Below are 22,435 nucleotides of genomic sequence, written 5' to 3' on the forward strand. Positions count from 1 at the left end.
TATGGAGATGGTACTGAGAGCGCTGGCTATTTATCTTATTTTGCTGCTGGTTTTTAAAGTGGCGGGTCGTCGTGCGCTGTTACAGATGACCAGTTTCGATTTGATATTATTATTGATTATCAGTGAGGCGACGCAGCAGGCATTATTGGGGAATGACTTTTCTGTTACTGGCGCCATGCTGACGATCATTACGCTGGTGACGGCCGATATTCTGTTTGGATTGATGAAAAAATATATCTCCGGCGCGGAGGAGGTAATGGACGGCATGCCGGTCATTCTGGTGGAAAACGGCATTCCGCTGACGGACAAACTGCAAAAGGTGGATGTCTCCTGCGATGATATTTTGGTCGCCGCGCGCCAGAGTCAGGGGATCACCGAGTTAGGTAAAATAAAATATGCGATTCTGGAACGCAGCGGGCATATCTCGATTATCCCTGCCGAAGAGTAAGTTGAAAGGGATGCGTAAACTGTAGCCATTTCTCCTTCCCGGTCAGAAGAGAGCGATGCGCTGCATATCAGATTGAAGCGGCCATCCGCACTTATCCATGGCCGCAGACCTACCATGCCTGGCCGGGGCCGAACAGCAATAGCTTTATTGTCTATATCGGTCGCAACGTGCTGGGGCTGAATGTGGAACTGGATTTTACACCGCTACGCTTACGGCTACCGTTTATTGGCGGGATCGGGCGGGACAATTTGCAGAACAACGCCGGTGAAAAATGACTTTTTGCAATGTCGCTGTGCATACCGGGTCGTGAATCTGATTAACGTTCTGCTATGTACCTGACAGTTCGTCAGGTCTCTTCCTGGTCAAAGCATTTCGGGTTAATAAACGCGACGCCTTTACGTGAATAAAAACAGGTTGGTGTCGCCATTCTTCTTTATTTTCATCATATTCGCGATGCCCGGCAGGCTATTATCGGCGTACAGAAAATGATTATCAAAAACCCGGACATGTGGTACTAAGACTGAGAGACAACAAAAAAGGGTAAAGGGTAGCGGAAGATGTCGCACAGTAAAATTGCCAGAAAAGTACAAAATCTTCAGTCATCGGCAATCCGGGAATTATTAAAACACAGCAAAATGGACGGGGTTATTTCGCTTGGCGGAGGCATTCCTGACCCCGACCTGTTCGACCGCGAAGGGCTGCAAATCGCGATGGATAATGTGCTTTCCAGTGGCTGGAGAGAGGCGTTTCAGTACGGTCTGAGCGAGGGTAGCCCGGCGTTGCGTGAGGCCATTTGCCAGTTGCTGAGCAAACGGAAAATTCACTGTGATGTGGATGATGTGGTTGTGACGTCCGGCTCTCAGCAATCGTTGGATATTCTGGCGCGTGCGCTGATCAATCCCGGCGATGTGGTGGTGGTCGAGCGACCAACCTATCTCGCGGCGTTGCAGATTTTCCAGTTAGCGGAAGCGAATCTGATGTCGGTTGGCACTGACGGCGACGGGATGAACATCGACGAGCTTGAGGCGTTGGTGAAGACCACGGTGGTGAAGGCGGTGTATATCGTCCCGACGTTTGGCAACCCCGGCGGCGTGACGCTGGCTGAGCACCGTCGTAAGCAACTGGTGGAATTATCGAAGCGCTACGATTTTGTCATTATTGAAGATGATCCGTACGGCGAAATTAACTTCACCGATAAAACCTTCACACCGCTCAAAGCCTGGGCCGAGGCGATGGATAACAGTGATAACGTGATTTATACCTCCACCTTTTCAAAAATCCTGGCGCCGGGAACCCGGGTCGGTTGGCTGGTGCTGCCAGGGTGGCTGAAACGGCAGGCGGTAATTCTTAAGCAGGCGACGGACTTGCATACCAGCGCGTTATCGCAGTCCTTAACCTGGCACTATTTACAGACGGGGCGGCTGGCCGGGCAAATTGCCCTGATCCGCGATGCTTATAAACAGAAATGCCAGACGTTATCTCAGCACCTTGAAAAGACGCTGGGCGACCATCTGACGTTTCATAAGCCGATGGGCGGTATGTTTTTATGGGCAAGATTTAAATACGAACTGAATACCACACAATGGCTGCAAAAAACGCTGAATAACGGCGTTGTTTATGTTCCCGGTGAGTTCTTTTACTGCAACGAGCCAGATCATTCCACGCTGCGTATGTCCTACGTGAGCGTCTCGGAGGCGAACCTGAAAGAAGCGGTTGTGCGGTTAAAAGCCTCGCTCGATGAGACGATATAACCCCGGAGTCTTAGCGCTGTCATGATCACGATGACCACCCTTCACCACAGGCTCAGAGTATTACTTCTTCCTCCGGTGTTGCTGGTTATTTTCCTGCTGTTTGATCTGTTGGCGAGCTGGCCTGCAATAACCGATCTGCGCAGTTTATTGGCGTTGTCGTTATCGTTATGTCTGGCGGTCGGGATCGGGCTGCTGAGCCTGTATCTTGTGATTACGGGGCTGCGGCAACTGGTTCGCCACCAGACAACGTTCAATGCACTTCACGCGGATAAAACGACAACCCTGCTCACGAAGGGGTGCTACGCCTTTACGCGCAATCCGGTTTACCTGGGGTTTGTGGGTCTTCATCTCAGCGCAGCGATACTGTTGGGCAGCATTGCGGGCGTGCTGGCTACGCCTGTGCTGATTGCTCTGATCTCCGTGTTGCATATTCAGGTTGAGGAGCCGGCGATGCACCGCCTGTTTGGCCGGGAATGGGAAACGTACAGCAACAAAACCGGTCGCTGGTTGTAGCGTTTTTCGCCAATCTGACTGGCTTGCTGTACGTTGCAAGCCAGTTCAGAACCTAACGACCTACCCGTGCCTGAAGCGCAGCCGGGTAACGCTCGCCAGTGATTTTCACCCTTTCGAGGGACTGGGTTATCCTGCGCAATTCAGCGTCAGAAAGGCTGAACTCTGTGGCGTTCAGGTTTTCCTCCAGCCGATGCAGTTTTGTTGTGCCGGGGATGGGGACAATCCACGGTTTTTGCGCCAGCAGCCATGCCAGTGCAATTTGCGCAGAGGTGGCTTCTTTTTCAGCCGCCAGTTCACCCAGCAGAATGACCAGTTTTTCGTTGGCTTCAAGGGCATCAGCAGCGAAACGCGGCACTTTGCTACGGAAATCGTCGTCGCCAAATGTGGTCCCGGTTTTGATCGCGCCCGTCAGAAAGCCTTTTCCTAACGGACTGAAGGGCACAAAACCTATTCCCAGTTCTTCCAACAGCGGCAAGATTTCTTGCTCCGGTTCGCGCCACCACATTGAATACTCGCTCTGCAGAGCCGTCACCGGCTGGACGCTGTGCGCCCGACGGATAGTTTGCGCCCCGGCTTCGGACAGGCCGAAATACCTGACCTTGCCTTCAGCAATCAGCGCCTGTACCGTGCCTGCAACATCTTCAATAGGGACATCCGGATCGACACGGTGCTGATACAGCAGATCTATCACCTCCGTTTTGAGCCGCCGCAGCGAACCTTCTACCGCGTCGCGAATATGCTCCGGGCGGCTGTTTAAAATCTGCTGTTTGTTGTCGTCGCCAAAGGTAAAACCAAATTTGGTGGCGATAACCACCCGGTCGCGAAACGGTTTTAACGCCTCGCCGACCACCTCTTCATTCAGCCAGGGGCCATACACTTCCGCGGTATCAAAAAAGGTGACGCCACGTTCAACGGCAGCGCGAATCAATTCGACAGCCTCGTGGGTACGCGTTGCCGGGCCGTAGCCAAAGCTCAGCCCCATGCAGCCAAGACCCATTGCCGAGACTTCAAGCCCGGACTTACCGAGATAGCGTTTTTGCATTGCGCGACTCCTTATTTGTCATGTTATTAAACATCCAGTTTCCGGCCGGTCAGCCACTCCACCATCGCAGGGTCGCGATGAGAAAAGAAGGCGCTGGTCATGGTGTCGAGCGCAGTTATATTCAGCATGTCATCGGCGCTCAGTTGGAAGTCGAGAATGTCGAAATTCTCGACCATCCGTGCCTTCCGTACTGTTTTTGCCAGCGAAACAATGCCGCGCTGGAAGAGCCATCGCAGTACCACCTGACCTGGGCTCTTGCCCTGTTTTTCACCGATCGCGGTTAATACGGGATGCTGGAATAAGCCGTTTCTCCCTTCGGCAAAAGGTGCCCAGGCTTCTGGCTGGATGCCGCGGCTTTTCATCCACGGTGCGGCATGGAGCTGCTGGGTGAACGGGTTAACTTCGACCTGGTTTACCGCCGGAATGACGGTATTGAAGGCCATAAGATCGGCCAGCCTGTCCGGGTGGAAGTTGCTCACGCCAATGGCGCGGATTTTCCCGGCCTGGTACAGCTCTTCCATGGCGCGCCATGCACCATGAACATCGCCATAAGGCTGATGAATCAGGTAGAGATCAACGTAATCGAGTTGCAGGCGATTAAGCGAACGCTCGAACTGCGCTTTTGCGCCGTCATAATGGGTGTCCTGTAACCACAGTTTGGTGGTGACAAACAGCTCGTTGCGTGCGATGCCGCTGTGCTTCAGCGCATTGCCGACCTGAGTCTCATTCTGGTAGGACGCCGCGGTATCAATCAGTCGATAACCCGTTTCGAGAGCATCAAGGACCGCACGTTCGCATTCGGTGGGGTCGGTCATCTGAAAGACGCCAAAGCCCAGCAAGGGCATGGTGATGCCATTATTCAGTGTCACGGTTTGCATGCCTTTATCCTTTCAGTGTGGTATCTGAAAAGCATAACGGAGGGGCGGTGGCGGAATAAGTAGGGCAGCAAGCTAGAGCTAATGAGTCAGGCTCATCAATGGCGAAGTGTTATGGCTTATTGGCGTGCGCGGCTTACGGAAAGGAATGCGCCGCCCTGCGGCGGCGCGACGGTTATTTAAGACGATATTTGATTTTCTCCACCATCGCACGGGTGGAAATGCCGTAGCGGTCGTGCAGGGTTGGCAGTGCACCGGCATCGAGAAAGGCATCCGGCAGCGACACAACATCAAACTCACAACGCACGCCCTGGCGCATCAGCAAGGCGGCAACGGCTTCACTCAGGCCGCCCACGCAGGTGTGGTTTTCGGCGGTGATCACCAGGCGACCCGGTTTCGCCGCTTGCGCCAAAATGGTCTGCTCATCCAGCGGTTTGATGGTCGGCACATGAAGCACCGCCACGCTGATATTGTCCTGACGCAGTTTCTCTGCGGTTTCCAGGGCTCGCATGGTCATGATGCCGGAAGCGATAATCAGTACATCATTGCCATCTTCCAGCAGCGCCGCCTTGCCGAGCTGGAAGGTGTAATCGTATTTATCCAGCACCAGCGGAACCTTGCCCCGCAACAAACGCATATAGACCGGCCCGTTATGTTCGGCGATGGCGCGTACCGCCTGGTCGGTATCGAGCGCATCGCAGGGGTCAACGATAGTCAGGCCGGGAATGCCGCGCATAATCGCCAGATCTTCCGTGGCCTGATGGCTTGGACCGTATCCGGTGGTCAGCCCGGGCAACGCCGCGCACACTTTCACATTCAGATGCTCTTCCGCAATCACCTGGTGAATAAAATCGTAGGCACGTCGGCTAGCGAACGCCGCATAGGTGGTCACGAAAGGGGTGAAACCCTCTTTGGCCATACCGCCTGCCGCGCCCATCAGCAACTGTTCTGCCATCCCCATCTGGAAGAAGCGCGCCGGAAATGCCTGCGCAAAAATATGCAAATCGGTGTATTTCGACAGGTCCGCAGTCATGCCGACGATGTCCGGGCGTTCTGCCGCCAGTTTTGACAGGGCGACACCAAAGGGAGCAGGGATCGTCGCCTGGCCTTCATCGGCAATTGACGCAATCATCGCGGATGTTTTTAAGCGGGGCGTTCCCGCTGTGGTCTGGTTCATTACAGCACTCCTTCCGGTTTTGTGGCATCCAGTACGGCAAGGGCTTGTTGCCATTCGTCGGCATCAACACGGATAAAATGGTTTTTGTCGCGGCTTTCCAGGAAAGGAACGCCTTTCCCCATTAGTGTGTCGCAGAGGATCACGCGCGGTTGGTTTCCCGGGAAACGTTTGGCGTTTTCAAAAGCCGTAATGACGGCGGGCAGGTCGTTGCCGTCGATGCGCTGAACGTACCAGCCAAACGAGGCCCACTTATCCTGCAGGGGTTCGAACCCCAGAATTTTGCGTGAGTCGCCGTCGGCCTGCTGTTTGTTCACATCAACGACATTGATAAGGTTGGTCAGCCCGTAATGTGCGGCAGACATCGCCGCTTCCCAGGTTGAACCTTCGTCCAGCTCGCCATCCGACATGGAGTTAATCACCAGCGCCGGATTTTTTTTCTGCCGCAGGCCCAGCGCCATACCAACCGCAATGCTCAACCCCTGGCCCAGCGAACCGCCGGAAATCTCCATTGCTGGCGTATAGGTCGCCATACCAGACATTGGCAGGCGGCTGTCGTCAGAACCGTAGGTTTCCAGCTCCTCATGAGGGATGATCCCTGCTTCAATCAGCGCGGCGTAATAGGCGATGGCGTAATGACCGTGGGAAAGCAGAAAACGATCACGCTCTTCCCACTCCGGTTCCTCCGGGCGGAAATTCATGATGTGGGCGAAGGCGGTACCGAGGACATCGGCATAACCCAGCGCCTGCCCGATATAACCCTGTCCCTGAACCTCGCCCATGCGCAGGGCGTAGCGACGGATGCGCCAGGCTGCGGCGGCAACCTTCTGGATATCTCTGTTCGTCATGATGGTTTCCTCTTAGTGAATTAACATCCCGCCGTTAACATCCAGCGTGATACCCGTTGAGTAAGAGGAGAGGTCGCTGCCGAGGAACAGTGCCGCGCGGGCGATATCAACCGCATCACCAAGGCGGTTCATCGGGATCCCGGCCAGAATGTTTTCGCGCATCTGGTCGGTCAGTTTTCCGGCGGTGATATCGGTCTGAATCAGACCCGGAGTGATGGCATTCACACGGATATTATCGGGGCCAAGCTCACGCGCCATGGCGCGGGTCAGGCCCAGTACGCCCGCTTTCGCTGCACTGTAATGCGGGCCGCCGAAGATACCGCCGCCACGCTGGGCGGAAACCGATGAGATGCAGACAATGCTGCCGGAGCGTTGTGCCCGCAAGGTCGGGATCACCGCCTGTGACATGATTAATGTTCCGCGCAGACTGACATCCAGCACGGCGTCATAATTTTCACGCTTAATGTCCATCAGTTTTATCGGCTGGGTGATCCCGGCGTTATTCACCAGCACGTCAATGCGCCCATATTTGGCAATGACTTGCTCAATTGCCGCCTGCACCTGAATTTCATTGGCGACATTTGCCGCAAGGCCGGTGTGTGGCGAGCCGAGCATTGCGGCAGCGGTTTTGCTGGCCTCTTCATCTAAATCAATAATCACGACCTTCGCGCCGTTTTCGGCGAACAGTTTAGCCGTGGCAAAACCTAAACCGCGTGGGGATGCCGCGCCAGTAATAATGGCGACTTTGTCTTTTAACAACATAATTTACTCCGTTACATGTAAAGGATTCGAATATAAGCGTTATTGTGCTTCGTCAAGTGTCAAAATAATGATTAAACCGATGGCAGCGCAGGTGCCGAAATAGATAAATACAGAATTAAAACTGCCGGTGGCATCTAATAGGAAACCCGCCACCATGGGGGAAACAAAACCGCCAAGATTACCGCCGCTGTTAATAATGGACGATGCAATGGGATAGGTTTTGCTGTCGGAGACGGCCATACCGTATGCGGTGAAGGCAGGCCAGCCGATATTGAGACAGAGTCCGACAAAAAATAAACCAGTACAGACAGCCAGCGTGTTTTGCGGAATGTTCAACATAATAATCATCATGATGACCGTGGAAATTGCGGTAAATATCATGGTGGGTTTGCGTCGACGCCCCAGTAATTTATCGGAAATAAATCCGCCGCCAATCGCCCCCACAAATCCACCGATGCATGGCATACTGGCGACCAATCCCATGCGCATAAAGTCAAACCCTTTTTCTTTAACCAGATAGAGGGGGATCCAGGTCAACAGGCCATATAACACACTGACCATCATAAAATAGGCCAGGCAGTCGCCAAGGATATTTTTGGACGTAAACAGCCCTTTTACTGTACTAATCGGTGCCAGTTTTCTGACACGGATAATTTTGTCCAGTGTGGTGAATTTCGCATCCCGGCAGATATTTTCCCGCACCTGTTGCTGTTCATTGGTGTCCGCGTTGATAACCGATAACTCGCCTTCGGAAACAAACCCGCTCTCTGCCGGGCGTGATTTTACGAACAGATACCAGATAACAGCGATCGCAATGCCGGGAATGGCAAAGGAGTAGAAGACCCAGCGCCAGCCCCAGGTCATGGCAATCCACACCGCCAGCGGCGGTACGATAATAGGGGCAAACATGGTGGCAGCAATGTACACGCCTGTTGCCGTGGCTTTTTCCTTCGCCGGGAACCAGTTGTTAATGGTCGAGGCAAGGCCAACCGGGCAAGGTCCTTCGCTTAATCCAAGACCCAGCCGCACCAGTTTTAAGCCGAAAACCGAGCTGACCGTGCCCATCAGCCACGTAAAGGCGGAAAAGCCAAATATTGACAGGGCGACCAGGCCGCGAGTACCGCGCTTAGCAATAAAGAAACCGGCGGGGATCTGGCTCACGGCATAACCGAGAAAGAACATACTGGCAATGGCCCCGGCTTCGAAATTATTGATATGAAACTCTTGAATAATAAACGGAAGAACGGCGCCAATATTTGTTCGGTCGGCATAATTTATTGCATATACCGAGAATATAATCGCCAGCACCACAAAGCGATAGTTTGTTTTTTTGGCACCGGTACAGACAAGACTATCTATACGGGACATAGGGGTTTCCTCTTATCTTTCTTTTATCTTAAGGGTACATGCCGGATACAGCGATCACGGTTATTTTCAGGCCTTCGCATGCAATATACTCACCCGTAAGAATTCAAGGCATGCAAAAAAGCTCAATTGATGTTGAGAAAAATTTGATTCGTGAGTTAACGCAAATAACTCCCTGCGAAAAACAGGCTTTTTATAATTATGGGGTGAAAATTTAATCTGCGTCACAAAACAGAAATGCCCTTTGATAAAATTAGCGTTTTTGCGGGGTATTCCTGTTAACTGTTCAGACGTCGTTGCCAGGATCGGTATGAAATGAGGCAAATGCCTTGAGGAAGAGTACGCAAATGATAAAAGCAAATCCCAGGAAAGTGTTGCCGATACCGTCGTTACGTAATATTCAAACCTTTATTGAAGTTGCTAATGTCGGAAGCATTAATCAGGCTGCCGAATTGATGAATATTACCGCTTCAGCGGTGAGTCATCAGCTTTCCAGTCTTGAACAATTCATCGGGAAAAAGCTGTTAATTCGCAGTGGTAAAGGGGTTGTGCTTACGCATATAGGTGAAAAGTATCTAAAAGAAGTTTCTGGCGCTGTGAGTATTATTGGACGGGCGACCGATCAGGTAATTAATGATATTCACCATGAACACTTGCGTATTCACTCTGCGCCCAGTTTTGGTTTGCTGTGGTTAATGCGCCGCCTGAATAAATTCAGACAGCAATATCCTGACCTGAAAATAAGTCTGACCTGCTCGTATGAAAACCTGCAATTCTCTCGGGACAATCTGGATATCGATATTCGTCATGGTCTGCCGCAATGGCCGATCCTGAATGTGCACACCATTAAAAATGAGAACCTGATCCCCTTTGCCTCACGTGATTATCTGGAAGGGAAATCCATCAACGTACCTGCGGATTTATTGCGTTATGAGTTGATTCACTCCGACAGTACGTTAATAAACTGGAACACATGGCTTTCCTGGTATGGTGTGGAAAATCATGACAAAGATTATTACTTTAGTTTTGACCGTTCCTATATGAGCATCGAAGCCGCCAGAATGGGAATGGGGATTATCCTCGAGAGCAATCTGCTCGCCGATGACTATCTGCGGCAGCATAATCTGGTACCGGTATTTGAGCAGGTTTACGGTATGCCGGTGGCGGCGCATCACTTCGTTTTACCGCATGTTAACGAGCAGAAAGAGAAGGTCAAAGTCTTCCTGAGCTGGATAGACAAAGAGCTTAGCGCTTCCGGTTTTGCGATGTGACGAATATCTCAGAATGACATACAGCAGGGCGTCGACACGCACGACTTTACCGCCCTGGGAAATAAATCATTGTCAGTTTATACCGATGAAAAATATTACCAGGCTATGGGATTTAAAGATTAAGCATGCATTAAGAAAATGTGTATTGCAGAAATTATTCATCTTAAGGTCGGCCTAATAATAGCGCGCGATGATGATATTGTTCCCTCTGAGGTTATTATATGAGAATAATGTCGCCTTACACGCTGAAATGGTTACCTGGCTGTCGCGAACGCAATGATATTTCCATGTTGATTCGTGAAAGCTATTCTCAGGTTTACCATGCCACGCTTTCCGCTTGTATGCCCTGGCTGCTTGGTTTGTATGATTCACGTGGTGAGTTAAAAGCAGCCTGTGGCATCCAGACCGCCCCGCTGGGGGCATTCTATCTTGAACACTATCTCGATGAACCGGTGGAAACACTGTTGTCCTCACGGATTGCCATGCCTGTGGAACGCGGGGCGATTGTCGAAGTGGGTAACTTTGCAGCGTGCGATGGTGCGTCCGCGCGTGTGATGTATGCCGCACTTTGCCTGCTCCTGAATCGCTACCACTATGCGTGGATTGTTTTTACCGGCACCCGGAAAATCCGCAATACCTTTCACCGGCTAAATCTGCAACCGCTTCCGCTTAGTCCTGCTAACCCCGAAAGGCTGGGCGACGCTGCGCTGGAGTGGGGAGACTACTATCAGCATGATCCCTACATCATGGCAGGCGAACTGGCGGGTGGTCATCTCACCTTGAGCCAGACCAGCCTGCTGTTGAATCTGTTTAGCCATTTACCTGATGCCCCCTGGACAGTCGCTACAGGAGAACCCTATGTTTCCGGACTTGCTTAAGCAGCAGGCTGCCTGCCAACCCGACGCTATCGCTCTGTACGGTGAAACCCGGGAATGGAACTGGCTACAATACCATGAGGCTGTCGAAGAGGTTGCCCGACAATTAACCGCTCTGGGCGTAAAACGAGTGGCGTTAGAGTCAGAAAATAGCCCTGAATGGGCCATTATCGACCTTGCCTGCTTCGCGGCCGGGATTGTGATGGTTCCGGTGCCGTCCTTTTTTACCGCCGCACAAAAAGCCTGGGTACTGTCATCCGCATCTATTGATGCCCGGCTCAGCAATGAGGTGATGGAGGGGTGGCAGGTTCATGACTTCCCGTTTGGCAAACTGCACACCCGTGTGGTGGTTGATCCCAACCCATTGCCGCCCGGCACGGCGAGAGTGACCTACACCTCCGGGACGACCGGCGAACCGAAGGGCGTTTGCCTGAGCCAGTGCGGCATGCTGTGGACGGCGCAAACGCTGGCGACCGAATTAAAACCACTTAATCTTCAAAAACATATGGTTACGTTACCGCTCAGTATTCTTCTGGAAAACCTGTGCGGTATTTATATCCCACTGATACTCGGTGTGCCCACCGTGGTATTGCCACCTTCACATATCGGTTTTGACGGCTCCAGTCGTTTTAATTCTGCTCAGTTCCAGCAGGCGCTGCTGAGCTGGCGTCCACAAAGTCTGGTGCTGGTGCCGGAGTTGTTACGGGTATTGTTCGCACTGCGTTACCAGATGCCAGAGTGCACACAATCGCTGCGCTTTATCGCCGCCGGTGGCGGAAAAATATCGGAGCAGTTAATGGCGCTGGCCGCGCTCAGCGGCCTACCGATTTTTGAAGGTTATGGATTATCAGAATGCGGTTCCGTTGTCTCGCTTAACCTGCCTGGTGCAATGAAAAAGGGGAGCGTTGGCAGGCCGTTACCGGGTATTACGCTGTCGGTTGATGAGCATCAGCAACTGTGTGTCGCCAGTCCCGCGAATGCCTTGGGATACCTGGACGCAGAAGCCACATCAGCAACCGTCCCCACGGGGGATTTGGGCGAGGTGGATGAGGAGGGGTTTATCCATATTCACGGGCGGCTTAAAAACGTACAAATTAATGCATTTGGCCGCAACTTTTCCCCTGAATGGCCGGAAGCCGAAGCGATGGCTTGCCCGTCAGTACGCCGCATCGTGGTGTTCGGTGACGGGCTGGCACGTAATGTGGCGCTGGTGGATGCCGTTGACGGGCAGCGTGAGGAGGCACGTGAGCAACTGATGGCGCTTTCTGCGCGATTGCCGGATTACGCACAGCTGCATCGCTTACTGTTCACCGCTGATATTTCATTACCCGGGATGTTAACGGCCAATGGCCGCCCGCGTCGTAATGCCATCTGGCAATCTCTGCATCAGCAGATCCTCACCTGTAGTGAAGGGGAACATCATGAGCTTTTATGAGCAATTACAACGGCAGACCGCGACTGAGCGTCAGGCTTTGCTTGCCTCCCCGATTATTGCCCGCTGTAGTTACGGTGATGTATCGCGGGAGATGTACATCGAATTTCTGACGCAGGCTTATCATCACGTCAGTCACACCGTGCCACTGCTGATGTGTACAGGCAGCCGCCTTCCGGCCGCTCAGGAGTCGGTTCGTGGGGCGATTGCTGAATATATTGAAGAAGAATACGGTCATCAGGAGTGGATCCTGAATGACATCCGCGCTTGCGGCGGTGATGCAGAGAAAATCAGGTCTGGCACGCCTTGCCTGCCTATTGAGATGATGGTGGCGTTTCTCTATTACCGCATTGAACGGGTCAATCCGATGAGTCTTTTCGGCATGGTGCTGGTTCTGGAAGGCACCAGCGTGTCTATTGCCTCATCGATTGCCGCGCAGGTTGAACATACGCTGGGGCTACCAAAAGCCGCTACCACCTATCTGCGTTCGCACGGTGAGCTCGATCAGGGACATCTGCAATTTTTTGCCAGGCTCATGGATACCGTGACTGATGAGCGCGATCAGGTCGCGATTATCCATACGGCGCGCCGTGTGTATCAGCTTTATGGACAGATGCTTAATCAACTGGGGAGCAACACACGTGGATCTGACAAGTAAAACTGTGCTGCTGACCGGGGCAGGAGGCGGAATCGGTCAGGCGTTAGCGCTGGCGCTGGCAAAAAAAGGCGCGAAACTTTGCCTTGTCGGGCGTAATGAGCAGGCAATGCAGCTCCTCCGGCAGCATCTGCCTCATCCGGAACAGCATAATATCGCGGTAATGCAGACCTATTCTGATGAGGAAATTGGCGCTTTAGCCTCGTCATTCAATAGGAGTGGCAAGCTGGACATCCTGATTAACAACGCGGGATGCAGCCATTTCGCGTTATTTGAGCAGCATTCGTTTGAGGATATTCGCGAGCAGATCCGCACCAACATTGAAATACCGGCATTGCTGACACGCGCATTGCTGCCGGAAATTAACCCGGGCGGCATCGTCCTCAACATTGGCTCGATCTTCGGCGAAATTGGGCATCCTGCCTGGAGCGTTTACAGCGCAACGAAAGCGGCAATTCATCGTTTCTCCGAAGCCCTGGGGCGGGAGTTACATGACAGCGATATTTCCGTTTTGTATGCCGCGCCACGGGCAACGGAAACGGCACTGAACAATGAAGATGTGTATGCGTTGAATCGCAAACTGGGTAATGGCATGGACTCTCCTGGCTTTGTTGCCGCGCGGATTGTCCGGATGCTTGAAACGGAGCAAAAGCGATACCGCTTTGGTGCTATGGAACGCCTGTTTGTCAAACTGAATGCCTGGTTTCCGACGGTTGTGGACGGTGCATTGGGTAAAAAATTACCGGTAATCCGGGCGTTTGCCCGGCGCACGAACAGTGGAGAGAAGGAATGAAAATAATCAATGCCCTTATGGTTGCGTTGCTGATGCCCGTCTCTGTGTGCGCGCTTGCAGAGACCACCCTGACAGATTTACAGCGTGACTGGTCCGTTTGCCAGTATCAGACTCTGGAAGCCAAAAAAGAGGGGTGCTTCAGCACCTTGAGCCAGCGAGCGCATGACGCCAGCCAGGCAAAGAACGATGCGGATGCGACGCTGCTTATCTGGTCCGGGATCGTCGACAGCAGTTGGGCCGGCGCAAAAGGGGGATTGTCTGCCCTGAGCCTGGTTAAACAGGCGAAGGTCAGTCTGGAGAAAGCGATCGCCATCGACCCTGGCGCGCTTCAGGGATCGGCCTGGACCAGTCTGGGGGCGCTTTACTACCAGGTGCCCGGCTGGCCGGTAGGCTTTGGCGATAAAGACAAAGCTGACGAGATGCTAAAAAAAGCGCTCACGATCAACCCTGATGGTATTGATCCCAATTATTTCTATGGTGATTTTCTGCTAAAAGAGAAAAAAACAGACGAAGCGAAAACGTATCTGGAAAAAGCGCTTAAGGCACCCGCCCGGTCTGGTCGCGAAATTGCCGATAATGGCCGCCGTCGCGATATCGCAAACGATCTGGCAACGATTAAATAATCCCACCTGTCGCCCCGCAATGAATATTCGCGGGGTGCAGTATTACATTAACAAAATTTATCTATTGCAGTGCAGTGACGCGCGAAGTGCGCATTACCACTTGCACGTTAATTAAGATAAAAATAACTATCAAAGATAAAAGTCATTTACTTGCTTGATCGCTATCAAATTTATTCACTGAACAGCTAATCATCTTTTTACTCAAGCCGATAACATCGGTGTCAGGCTGGCATTGCCACGGCCCTTCTCCGGGGATTTCTTACTTATTGTTTGTTAAGCATTTCCTTAAGGAGCGAGCGGCAATAAGCCATCGGAGTTGAATACTTTTCTGTGTATAAGCATGTTTTTCAGTTCTCACATGCCAATAAGAGCCAGCTTTATGCATTTAACAATAAGAATACGTCCATCAAATACCGCAGCCTGGAGTGACGAATGAAACTGCTTAGAGATATCACCATAAGAAAGATGTTGTTGATTATTTTATCGATTTTTACCTTGATTTGGGGGGTAGCCACGGGATTAACACTGAAAAATTTTTCGGATACGCAGATACTGCTGGAAAACAGTTCGCAGCAAAAAGCAACGTATGCTCTGCTGGTCAAAGGTAACGATCAATATTTCCGTTCGGTAACGCGTATGCTGAGGGCAATGGATTTCCAGCAGGACGGTAAAGCTGACGATGCCGCGAAAACGTTTGCTTCTTCAGAGAAAGCGCTAAAAATCAGCCAGGATATGCTCTCGCAGTTTCGCAATGCCCAGCATGTCGATGTCAGCCCTGAACTCTCTGCGGCGATGATTAACGACTGGGAGGCGTTACTGTCCGCCATTACGCCTATGCTTGATGCTGCCCGCAATAACCAGCAGGATCAGTTCCGACAGATTTTCCGCAATACTTATCCGCCGTTAAGCGTTAAGTTCGGTGAAACGGCGGAGAAATATACCAAAGCGATTCAATCCAACGTCATGCTGGATCGGGCAAATGAATCCATCGCACAGAACAGAATCATACTGCTTAGCGCCCTGGTGGCGGGGATCCTTACGCTTTTCCTGACAGATCGCTACTTGGTAACCTTCCTGACAGCGCCGCTTAATTACATTAAAAATCACCTTGAGGTATTAAAAGCGGGCAAATTGCATGTCGAGATTAACGATTTTGGTCGTAACTGCGCCGGTCAGTTAATTCCCTATATCCGTAGCATGCAGAATAGCCTGCGTGAAACTGTGTCGGCTATCCAGGATACCTCTTCAAGCCTGTATGCCAGTACCAGCCGTATCCGTGAGGGGAACGAGCAATTGTCGGCGCGAACTGACCAGCAAGCTGCTGCGTTACAGCAGACATCCGCCAGCATGGAAGAGTTGACCTCCACCGTGAAAAATAACGCTGAAAACGTTCAGCAGGCGAGAAAGCTTTCCGAAGAGACACAGCATATCGCCAAAGAGGGGGGCGATCTGACGGGCAAGGTGGTGGATACCATGGAGAGTATTTCAGAAAGCTCGCAGAAAATATCCGATATTACAGGGGTGATTAACAGTATCTCATTCCAGACCAATATCCTTGCGCTCAACGCGGCAGTGGAAGCTGCGCGGGCTGGCGAACAAGGGCGCGGTTTTGCCGTGGTCGCCAGCGAGGTTCGTTCTCTGGCGCAGCGGAGCGCGCAGGCGGCGAAAGAAATCGAAGCCCTGATCAGTGAATCAGTCTCCCGTGTGAAAGCCGGTTCAGAACTGGTGACGACAGCCGGTGAGGCAATGGAAACCATTATCCATTCAGTAACACAGGTGAACGCTCTGATGGGGGAAATATCCATCGCCTCGGATGAGCAAAGCCGGGGGATAAGCCAGATTGGGATAGCGATGAACGAAATGGATGGTGTGACGCAACAGAACGCTGTTCTGGTGCAGGAAGCCTCGACCAGTGCGGAAGCGCTGGAGATGGAAGCCCAGCATTTAGCCAAAACCATCGCTGTTTTCGATCTTGGCGGTAAGTCATACTCATCGAAGCAGGCACCCTCTGCGCCGGTGAGTAAAGGGGGCAGAACGTCATCTGCTCAAAAAGCAGAAGGCAGTGAAAACGACTGGGAAACGTTCTGATAAACGATGGCGCGCCTGGTCTTGCGGGCGCGCCGTTCAAATCTGTGCCGCTGCGATGTACACACGCTCATGCTGTACGGCTGCTGGCGTTGATGCTAATCGATCCTTAAAAGATCATCATCCGCATAATCTGGCGTAACAGCATCATTCATCTTGCTGTCTTTCAATATCGCCAGCAGTGATTGCGCCTCATCCTGATGAAACTCTCTGATGCGTATAATGAAGACGCTCGTCAATAAATTCGTCCTCGCCATCGCGAGACTTTCCAGCCCGGAGAGGCTGTCTGTTCGCTGGTTAAAGTCGAAAAATATCGCTTGGGCGACCGTTTGCCACTCCTGTTCCGCTTCATTGATAGCAGGTATATCGGTATTCAGAAAAGGGGCGCTCTGGTTATTCGTGAGAAACTCGTAAAACTTCAATGTCGTCGTAACGGCTATCTGCGCCAGCAATCTGAACTGTTGTGCAATGTCTGTCAGACCTTTTTCAATAAACCACGAACTCTTTGCAATGTAGAGACTTGCAGCACGAAATTCCATATTCATATGCTGATTTAATCTTATAACCAGTTCGCCAGGCAACATAAGCACCTCCTGCTTAAAATAATGCGCAGAGCAAAATATTCAATACATAAGCGTTGGATAGAACATATTGATGATTCGCACGAGCGTACATCATTTGTTAACCGCGATAAAAGTTAAAAAATAGAAACTGCTTCGTACAAAGATGATTAACATCAATAAAAATACATTCTGACCAGTATGTCTTACGTCTTTAATATCGTGCTGTTTATTGAGGTGATTTGTTAAATATAAATAAAGTTAATATTATCTGTACAGTATTATTACCAATAACACAGTTGCAGAGGGTGGGTGCCGTTTTTTTTATCGCCCGGTGTGGTTGTGAGCATAAGGACTGCTAATGTCATGAATGCGATCTCGTGTTATTTCGCTTCGGCTGAGCTTTAGCGGTTCACCGCATCTTTATGGCAAAAAAATCCACGCAATGGCGTGGATTTTAGTGGGCGTTATGAGGCCGGGTGAAACTTCATAAACCAAAAAAGCAATTAGACGTTAAACAGGAAGTTCATGACGTCGCCATCTTTGACGATATAGTCTTTACCTTCTGAACGCATTTTGCCGGCTTCTTTCGCGCCTTGCTCGCCTTTGTAAGTAATAAAGTCTTCATAGGCGATGGTCTGCGCGCGAATAAATCCTTTTTCGAAATCAGTGTGGATTTTACCCGCCGCTTGCGGCGCGGTTGCACCAACCGGGATGGTCCACGCGCGGACTTCTTTCACACCGGCGGTGAAGTAGGTTTGCAGGTTCAGCAGTTCGTAACCGGCGCGGATCACACGGTTCAGCCCCGGCTCTTCCAGGCCCAGTTCCGCCATAAACTCGTCACGATCGGCATCGTCCAGCTCGGCAATATCGGACTCAACTGCAGCACAGACGGCAACCACAACAGAACCTTCTTTGGCAGCGATTTCACGCACTTGATCCAGATACGGGTTGTTCTCAAAACCATCTTCATTGACGTTAGCAATGTACATGGTCGGTTTCAGCGTCAGGAAGCTCAGGTAGCGGATTGCCGCTTTGTCTTCATCCGTCAGATCCAGCGAACGCAGCATGCCGGCATTTTCGAGCTGCGGCAGGCATTTTTCCAGCGCGGCCAGCTCGGCTTTTGCATCTTTATCGCCGCCTTTGGCTTTCTTCTGCACGCGATGAATTGCGCGTTCGCAGGTGTCCAGATCGGCGAGCGCCAGCTCGGTATTGATAACATCAATATCTTCCGCCGGATCCACTTTGTTGTTTACGTGGATGATGTTGTCGTTTTCAAAGCAGCGCACAACGTGGCCGATGGCTTCGGTTTCACGGATGTTGGTCAGGAACTGGTTACCCAAGCCTTCACCTTTGGATGCGCCTTTTACCAGACCGGCGATATCCACAAACTCCATGGTGGTTGGCAGAATACGCTGCGGCTTGACGATTTCCGCCAGCTTGTCCAGACGCGGATCGGGCATCGGTACGACACCGGTGTTCGGCTCAATGGTACAGAACGGGAAGTTAGCCGCTTCAATACCGGCTTTGGTGAGCGCATTGAACAGGGTGGATTTACCTACGTTGGGCAGGCCAACGATACCGCATTTGAATCCCATGATGTAATTACCTTAATCTCTTGATAATCAACCCGTTACTCAAAACGGATTGCAGAAAAGTGAATAACTTTGCCTATTATACACGTAACCGCTGTAACGCGCGGCAAAAAAGCCGCAGCGCACGGTTACTGCGCCTTAAAGGCGTGCAGGCGGTTAGTGGCTTTGGTCAAACCGTCTTTCAGCCAGATCTCGGTACAACGCACCGCTTCGTCTACGGCTTCGTCGATCAGCTTCTGTTCGGAAACCGGCGGTTTACCCAGTACAAAGCCGACAACTTTGTTTTTATCGCCCGGATGGCCGATTCCCACGCGTAAGCGGTGAAAATTGGGGTTATTCCCCAGTTTACTGATAATGTCCTTCAGGCCGTTATGACCGCCGTGGCCGCCGCCGAGTTTAAACTTCGCCACGCCGGGCGGCAGATCAAGCTCATCGTGCGCGACCAGAATTTCGTCCGGGTTAATGCGATAAAACGTCGCCATTGCCGCGACGGCTTTCCCGCTGAGGTTCATAAACGTCGTGGGAACCAGCAGGCGCACGTCTTCACCAGCCAGATTGATGCGCGAGGTGTAACCAAAGAATTTCGGCTCGTCGCGCAGCGGGGCGCGGGAGCGATCCGCCAGCAAATCCACATACCAGGCGCCTGCGTTGTGGCGTGTCGCGGCATACTCGGCGCCGGGGTTCGCCAGCCCGACAATCAGTTTAATCGTCACTTTTTATTCCTGACCAGATCAATGTCCGGCGCGTAGTGTACGTTGTGCAGCGCGCGATGACAAAATTCTCACAACGAAACGCGAAGAATGTTAATGATTGCTCTCATGAACCATTCGAATTTCAACGAGTTCAGTGGCTTATTTGTAAATTTATGTTAGTCGGATATGTGTAATTGTGATCGCGTCCGCAACCGCTATAAAGGTCGCTGTCTATACTTTATCCACAAGGATTGGGGTGATACCCGTCCAACCCATCGTTCCGGAGGTGACATATGAAACGCAAAAACGCTTCGTTACTCGGTAATGTGCTTATGGGGTTGGGGCTCGTGGTGATGGTTGTTGGAGTGGGATACTCCATTTTAAACCAGCTTCCGCAACTTAACCTGCCACAATTTTTCGCACACGGCGCGGTACTGAGCATTTTCCTGGGGGCTGTTCTCTGGCTTGCGGGGGCACGCGTCAGCGGCCATGAGCAGGTGTGTGATAAGTACTGGTGGGTGCGTCACTATGACAAACGCTGCCGTCGCGATCGGCAAAACCACAGCTAACAGACGCTCATATTGATAACGGTTCCCGCGGGAACCGTTTTTTTGTCTATAGAAAACCCCCAGCTAGGCTGGGGGTTCCGGAAAGCTTTCAGCTTTAAGCCAGTTATTAAAACCCCTTTTGATTTGTTAAAACACCTTGCGGTCTGGCAACTGCAAAAGTTCAACAAGAAATCAAAAGGGGGTCCCAATGGGGGACGAAAAGAGCTTAGCGCACACCCGATGGAACTGTAAATATCACATAGTTTTTGCGCCAAAATACCGAAGACAGACGTTCTACGGAGAGAAACGCCTGGCGATAGGCAGCATTTTAAGAAAGCTGTGTGAGTGGAAAAACGTACGGATCCTGGAAGCGGAATGCTGCGCAGATCATATCCATATGCTTGTGGAAATCCCGCCCAAAATGAGCGTATCCGGCTTTATGGGATATCTGAAAGGGAAAAGCAGTCTGATGCTTTATGAGCAGTTTGGAGATCTGAAATTCAAATACAGGAACAGGGAATTCTGGTGCCGGGGATATTACGTAGATACGGTAGGGAAGAACACGGCGAAGATACAGGAATACATAAAGCACCAGCTTGAAGAGGATAAAATGGGCGAGCAGTTATCGATCCCTTATCCGGGTAGCCCGTTTACGGGCCGTAAGTAACGAAGTTTGATGCAAATGTCAGATCGTATGCGCCTGTTAGGGCGCGGCTGGTAACAGAGCCTTACAGGCGCATCTGAAAAACCTCCGGCTATGCCGGAGGATATTTATTGGTGATGCGCAAGCGGCGTTGCGCATCGGGATCAAATATCGGCCAGCGCCGCGTCGCGGTTCGGGAAAAAAGCCAGCCGGCCCGGAATCGGCTGAATACCCGCGCGGGCCAGCGTACGCAGCGGCTGAAATTCCAGATTGCTGACGCGAAGCTCCGTGCCTTCCGGCAGACGGGCAACAAAGCGGCGGAAAGCATCCAGCCCGCCAGCATCCAGCAACGGTACTGCATCCCATTTCAGTACCACGATGCGTTTCCCCGCAATGCGCGTTTCCAGATCGCTGAACACACCTTCGGCAGCGGCGAAGAACAGCGGACCGATCACGCGCAGCACCAGCACATCTTCCGGCACCTCGACATTGACAGCCGCCAGGTGAGTCATGCGTGCGATGCGGCGCATAAACAGCAATGAGGCCAGTACGATGCCGACGCTGATGGCGATAACCATATCGAACAGCACCGTCAGCGACATGCAGAGCAGCATCACGATAATGTCGTCCGCCGGTGCACGGCGCAGCAGGTCAATCACCTTATGCGCCTCGCTCATGTTCCACGCCACCATCAGCAGCAATGCCGCCATGGCCGAGAGCGGTAGCCAGGAGAGCAGGGGAGCCAGCACCAGCAGCGCCATGATCACCAGCAGTGCGTGGATAACCGCCGCAATAGGGGATGTCGCCCCGGCACGCACGTTAGCGGCGGAACGGGCAATCGCTGCGGTCGCGGTAATGCCGCCAAAGAACGGGGCGATGATGTTGCCCAGGCCCTGGCCAATCAGCTCGCTGTTGGCTTTGTGTTTGGTGCCGGTCATACCATCCAGCACCACGGCGCAAAGCAGGGATTCAATTGCCCCCAGCATCGCCATCGAAAACGCGGCTGGCAGTAACGCCCGTAATGAATCCCAGCTCAGGGTAAATGTAGAACCCGGCAGATCCCACGGTAACACCAATTGCGGCAGCAGTTGCGGAATGCCGTTGCCCTGGCTGCCATCGGCCAGCACGTAGTGAAATTGTGAGCCGATAGTCGCGACATGGCCGCCGAGCAGGTTGACGACCAGCATTACCGCGCAGCCTGCCAGCAACGCAGGTAAATGGCCCGGCAGGCGCAATCGCAGGCGTGGCCAGAAGATCAGAGTTCCGAGCGTGACCACGCCGATGGCGGCATCGCCAGCATTAACGGTGGGCAGCGCCATCACCAGCGCGCCGACTTTTTGCAGGTAGTGCTCCGGCACGTGCGTCAGTTGCAGGCCAAGAAAATCTTTGATCTGCATGGTGGCAATGGTGATGCCAATCCCGGAGGTAAAGCCGAGCGTGACGGAAAGCGGAATGTATTCGATCAGGCGGCCAAAGCGCGCCAGCCCGAAAAGGATCAGAAACACGCCGGACATCAAGGTCGCGACCAGGAGTCCTGCGAGGCCAAACTGCTGCGAAACCGGGTAGAGGATCACCACGAACGCGGCGGTCGGGCCTGAAACGCTGTAGCGGGAACCTCCGCTCAGCGCAATCACGATTCCGGCAATGGCTGCCGTATAGAGTCCGTACTGTGGCGCGACGCCGCTCCCGATTGCCAACGCCATCGCAAGGGGAATCGCAATAATCCCGACCGTTATCCCGGCGATAAGATCCCGGGTAAAGCGGGCGGCGGTATATTTTTCCTTCCAGCACGCGTCAATCAGCGCGCGGAAAGGCATAACATGAGGAGAGAGCAGCTTGTTCACAATGGTATGTCATCCGTGAATGCGTCTGTAACGGGTTAATA

General features: G+C 52.3%; 22 protein-coding genes and 1 pseudogene. 13 read left to right on the forward strand and 10 right to left on the reverse strand.

All coding sequences use genetic code 11. The annotated features are described in order from the left end of the window. Position 1 precedes the first annotated feature (1 nt). From N7922_RS11255 to N7922_RS11270, 4 genes and pseudogenes are all read left to right on the forward strand, one after another. Positions 2-448, forward strand: a complete 447-nt coding sequence (locus tag N7922_RS11255; RefSeq protein WP_263100607.1) for a DUF421 domain-containing protein — start codon at positions 2-4, stop codon at positions 446-448. Between the two features lie 68 nt (positions 449-516). After that, positions 517-723 (forward strand): annotated as a pseudogene (locus N7922_RS11260) (DUF3750 domain-containing protein); the annotation flags it as partial. 282 nt (positions 724-1,005) lie between these two features. Beyond that, complete coding sequence (locus N7922_RS11265; protein WP_263100608.1) at positions 1,006-2,199, forward strand: PLP-dependent aminotransferase family protein; 1,194 nt, start codon at positions 1,006-1,008, stop codon at positions 2,197-2,199. A 21-nt stretch (positions 2,200-2,220) separates the two neighbouring features. Next, positions 2,221-2,712 (forward strand): methyltransferase family protein, encoded by a 492-nt coding sequence (locus N7922_RS11270; protein WP_263100609.1) that lies wholly within the window; start codon positions 2,221-2,223, stop codon positions 2,710-2,712. A gap of 52 nt (positions 2,713-2,764) precedes the next feature. Here the strand turns inward: N7922_RS11270 and N7922_RS11275 are convergent, their stop codons facing one another. The 6 genes from N7922_RS11275 to N7922_RS11300 all read right to left on the reverse strand — a co-directional run bounded on the left by N7922_RS11275 (position 2,765) and on the right by N7922_RS11300 (position 8,781). Continuing rightward, positions 2,765-3,754 (reverse strand): aldo/keto reductase, encoded by a 990-nt coding sequence (locus tag N7922_RS11275; RefSeq protein WP_263100610.1) that lies wholly within the window; start codon positions 3,752-3,754, stop codon positions 2,765-2,767. A gap of 26 nt (positions 3,755-3,780) precedes the next feature. Next, positions 3,781-4,632, reverse strand: coding sequence for an aldo/keto reductase (locus N7922_RS11280; RefSeq protein WP_263100611.1), 852 nt, complete (start codon positions 4,630-4,632; stop codon positions 3,781-3,783). A gap of 172 nt (positions 4,633-4,804) precedes the next feature. Beyond that, complete coding sequence (locus tag N7922_RS11285) at positions 4,805-5,806, reverse strand: transketolase family protein (protein WP_263100612.1); 1,002 nt, start codon at positions 5,804-5,806, stop codon at positions 4,805-4,807. Beyond that, positions 5,806-6,651, reverse strand: coding sequence for a transketolase (locus N7922_RS11290; protein ID WP_263100613.1), 846 nt, complete (start codon positions 6,649-6,651; stop codon positions 5,806-5,808). Before N7922_RS11290 ends, N7922_RS11285 begins: the two co-directional genes overlap by 1 nt. A 12-nt stretch (positions 6,652-6,663) precedes the next feature. Beyond that, the gene (locus N7922_RS11295; protein WP_263100614.1) at positions 6,664-7,413 is read right to left on the reverse strand and encodes an SDR family NAD(P)-dependent oxidoreductase; all 750 of its coding nucleotides are present in this window, start codon (positions 7,411-7,413) and stop codon (positions 6,664-6,666) included. A 39-nt stretch (positions 7,414-7,452) separates the two neighbouring features. After that, on the reverse strand, positions 7,453-8,781 hold the full coding sequence (locus N7922_RS11300; protein ID WP_263100615.1) for an MFS transporter: 1,329 nt from the start codon (positions 8,779-8,781) through the stop codon (positions 7,453-7,455). Positions 8,782-9,125: 344 nt separating this feature from the next. On the opposite strand from N7922_RS11300, the gene N7922_RS11305 reads away from it, so the two are divergent. From N7922_RS11305 to N7922_RS11335, 7 genes are all read left to right on the forward strand, one after another. Further along, the gene (locus N7922_RS11305) at positions 9,126-10,049 is read left to right on the forward strand and encodes a LysR substrate-binding domain-containing protein (RefSeq protein WP_263100616.1); all 924 of its coding nucleotides are present in this window, start codon (positions 9,126-9,128) and stop codon (positions 10,047-10,049) included. A 221-nt stretch (positions 10,050-10,270) separates the two neighbouring features. Beyond that, on the forward strand, positions 10,271-10,927 hold the full coding sequence (locus N7922_RS11310) for a thermostable hemolysin (protein WP_263100617.1): 657 nt from the start codon (positions 10,271-10,273) through the stop codon (positions 10,925-10,927). Next, positions 10,908-12,359 carry an AMP-binding protein gene (locus N7922_RS11315; RefSeq protein WP_263100618.1) on the forward strand — a complete coding sequence of 484 codons (1,452 nt, stop codon included), beginning with the start codon at positions 10,908-10,910 and terminating at the stop codon, positions 12,357-12,359. The genes N7922_RS11310 and N7922_RS11315 overlap by 20 nt, the downstream gene beginning before the upstream one ends. After that, the gene (locus N7922_RS11320; RefSeq protein WP_263100619.1) at positions 12,346-13,014 is read left to right on the forward strand and encodes a TenA family transcriptional regulator; all 669 of its coding nucleotides are present in this window, start codon (positions 12,346-12,348) and stop codon (positions 13,012-13,014) included. Before N7922_RS11315 ends, N7922_RS11320 begins: the two co-directional genes overlap by 14 nt. Further along, complete coding sequence (locus N7922_RS11325) at positions 12,998-13,804, forward strand: SDR family oxidoreductase (RefSeq protein ID WP_263100620.1); 807 nt, start codon at positions 12,998-13,000, stop codon at positions 13,802-13,804. The genes N7922_RS11320 and N7922_RS11325 overlap by 17 nt, the downstream gene beginning before the upstream one ends. Further along, positions 13,801-14,427: a tetratricopeptide repeat protein gene (locus N7922_RS11330; protein WP_263100621.1), complete on the forward strand. Its 627-nt coding sequence runs from the start codon at positions 13,801-13,803 to the stop codon at positions 14,425-14,427. The genes N7922_RS11325 and N7922_RS11330 overlap by 4 nt, the downstream gene beginning before the upstream one ends. Before the next feature lie 432 nt (positions 14,428-14,859). Further along, complete coding sequence (locus tag N7922_RS11335; RefSeq protein WP_263100622.1) at positions 14,860-16,515, forward strand: methyl-accepting chemotaxis protein; 1,656 nt, start codon at positions 14,860-14,862, stop codon at positions 16,513-16,515. 95 nt (positions 16,516-16,610) lie between these two features. On the opposite strand, the gene N7922_RS11340 is transcribed toward N7922_RS11335, so the two are convergent. The 3 genes from N7922_RS11340 to pth all read right to left on the reverse strand — a co-directional run bounded on the left by N7922_RS11340 (position 16,611) and on the right by pth (position 19,380). After that, complete coding sequence (locus N7922_RS11340; RefSeq protein ID WP_263100623.1) at positions 16,611-17,096, reverse strand: ferritin-like domain-containing protein; 486 nt, start codon at positions 17,094-17,096, stop codon at positions 16,611-16,613. Between the two features lie 482 nt (positions 17,097-17,578). Then, a complete protein-coding gene (gene ychF, locus N7922_RS11345; protein WP_263100624.1) occupies positions 17,579-18,670 on the reverse strand; it encodes a redox-regulated ATPase YchF in 1,092 nt (363 codons plus the stop codon). Positions 18,671-18,795: 125 nt separating this feature from the next. Then, positions 18,796-19,380: an aminoacyl-tRNA hydrolase gene (pth, locus tag N7922_RS11350; RefSeq protein ID WP_263100625.1), complete on the reverse strand. Its 585-nt coding sequence runs from the start codon at positions 19,378-19,380 to the stop codon at positions 18,796-18,798. 272 nt (positions 19,381-19,652) lie between these two features. Between pth and ychH the strand changes: the two genes are divergently transcribed. Both ychH and tnpA read left to right on the forward strand, forming a co-directional pair. After that, complete coding sequence (gene ychH, locus N7922_RS11355; RefSeq protein WP_061496334.1) at positions 19,653-19,928, forward strand: stress-induced protein YchH; 276 nt, start codon at positions 19,653-19,655, stop codon at positions 19,926-19,928. A gap of 187 nt (positions 19,929-20,115) precedes the next feature. Next, a complete protein-coding gene (gene tnpA, locus N7922_RS11360; protein ID WP_263100626.1) occupies positions 20,116-20,574 on the forward strand; it encodes an IS200/IS605 family transposase in 459 nt (152 codons plus the stop codon). 140 nt (positions 20,575-20,714) lie between these two features. Here tnpA and dauA read toward each other — a convergent pair whose 3' ends face one another. Continuing rightward, positions 20,715-22,394 carry a C4-dicarboxylic acid transporter DauA gene (gene dauA, locus N7922_RS11365; protein WP_263100627.1) on the reverse strand — a complete coding sequence of 560 codons (1,680 nt, stop codon included), beginning with the start codon at positions 22,392-22,394 and terminating at the stop codon, positions 20,715-20,717. Positions 22,395-22,435 lie beyond the last annotated feature (41 nt).

The organism is Kosakonia sp. ML.JS2a (assembly GCF_025642095.1).
Classification (GTDB): Bacteria; Pseudomonadota; Gammaproteobacteria; order Enterobacterales; family Enterobacteriaceae.

What these genes read in the sequence shown, in the direction of transcription:
- N7922_RS11270 (WP_263100609.1), top strand. Translation starts at nt 2,221, where the DNA reads ATGATCACGATGACCACCCTTCACCACAGGCTCAGAGTATTACTTCTT.
- N7922_RS11280 (WP_263100611.1), bottom strand. Translation starts at nt 4,632, where the DNA reads ATGCAAACCGTGACACTGAATAATGGCATCACCATGCCCTTGCTGGGC.
- ychH (WP_061496334.1), top strand. Translation starts at nt 19,653, where the DNA reads ATGAAACGCAAAAACGCTTCGTTACTCGGTAATGTGCTTATGGGGTTG.
- ychF (WP_263100624.1), bottom strand. Translation starts at nt 18,670, where the DNA reads ATGGGATTCAAATGCGGTATCGTTGGCCTGCCCAACGTAGGTAAATCC.
- N7922_RS11285 (WP_263100612.1), bottom strand. Translation starts at nt 5,806, where the DNA reads ATGAACCAGACCACAGCGGGAACGCCCCGCTTAAAAACATCCGCGATG.
- N7922_RS11295 (WP_263100614.1), bottom strand. Translation starts at nt 7,413, where the DNA reads ATGTTGTTAAAAGACAAAGTCGCCATTATTACTGGCGCGGCATCCCCA.
- tnpA (WP_263100626.1), top strand. Translation starts at nt 20,116, where the DNA reads ATGGGGGACGAAAAGAGCTTAGCGCACACCCGATGGAACTGTAAATAT.
- N7922_RS11275 (WP_263100610.1), bottom strand. Translation starts at nt 3,754, where the DNA reads ATGCAAAAACGCTATCTCGGTAAGTCCGGGCTTGAAGTCTCGGCAATG.
- N7922_RS11330 (WP_263100621.1), top strand. Translation starts at nt 13,801, where the DNA reads ATGAAAATAATCAATGCCCTTATGGTTGCGTTGCTGATGCCCGTCTCT.
- N7922_RS11310 (WP_263100617.1), top strand. Translation starts at nt 10,271, where the DNA reads ATGAGAATAATGTCGCCTTACACGCTGAAATGGTTACCTGGCTGTCGC.
- N7922_RS11300 (WP_263100615.1), bottom strand. Translation starts at nt 8,781, where the DNA reads ATGTCCCGTATAGATAGTCTTGTCTGTACCGGTGCCAAAAAAACAAAC.
- N7922_RS11340 (WP_263100623.1), bottom strand. Translation starts at nt 17,096, where the DNA reads ATGTTGCCTGGCGAACTGGTTATAAGATTAAATCAGCATATGAATATG.
- N7922_RS11305 (WP_263100616.1), top strand. Translation starts at nt 9,126, where the DNA reads ATGATAAAAGCAAATCCCAGGAAAGTGTTGCCGATACCGTCGTTACGT.
- N7922_RS11335 (WP_263100622.1), top strand. Translation starts at nt 14,860, where the DNA reads ATGAAACTGCTTAGAGATATCACCATAAGAAAGATGTTGTTGATTATT.
- N7922_RS11290 (WP_263100613.1), bottom strand. Translation starts at nt 6,651, where the DNA reads ATGACGAACAGAGATATCCAGAAGGTTGCCGCCGCAGCCTGGCGCATC.
- N7922_RS11320 (WP_263100619.1), top strand. Translation starts at nt 12,346, where the DNA reads ATGAGCTTTTATGAGCAATTACAACGGCAGACCGCGACTGAGCGTCAG.
- N7922_RS11315 (WP_263100618.1), top strand. Translation starts at nt 10,908, where the DNA reads ATGTTTCCGGACTTGCTTAAGCAGCAGGCTGCCTGCCAACCCGACGCT.
- N7922_RS11255 (WP_263100607.1), top strand. Translation starts at nt 2, where the DNA reads ATGGAGATGGTACTGAGAGCGCTGGCTATTTATCTTATTTTGCTGCTG.
- N7922_RS11265 (WP_263100608.1), top strand. Translation starts at nt 1,006, where the DNA reads ATGTCGCACAGTAAAATTGCCAGAAAAGTACAAAATCTTCAGTCATCG.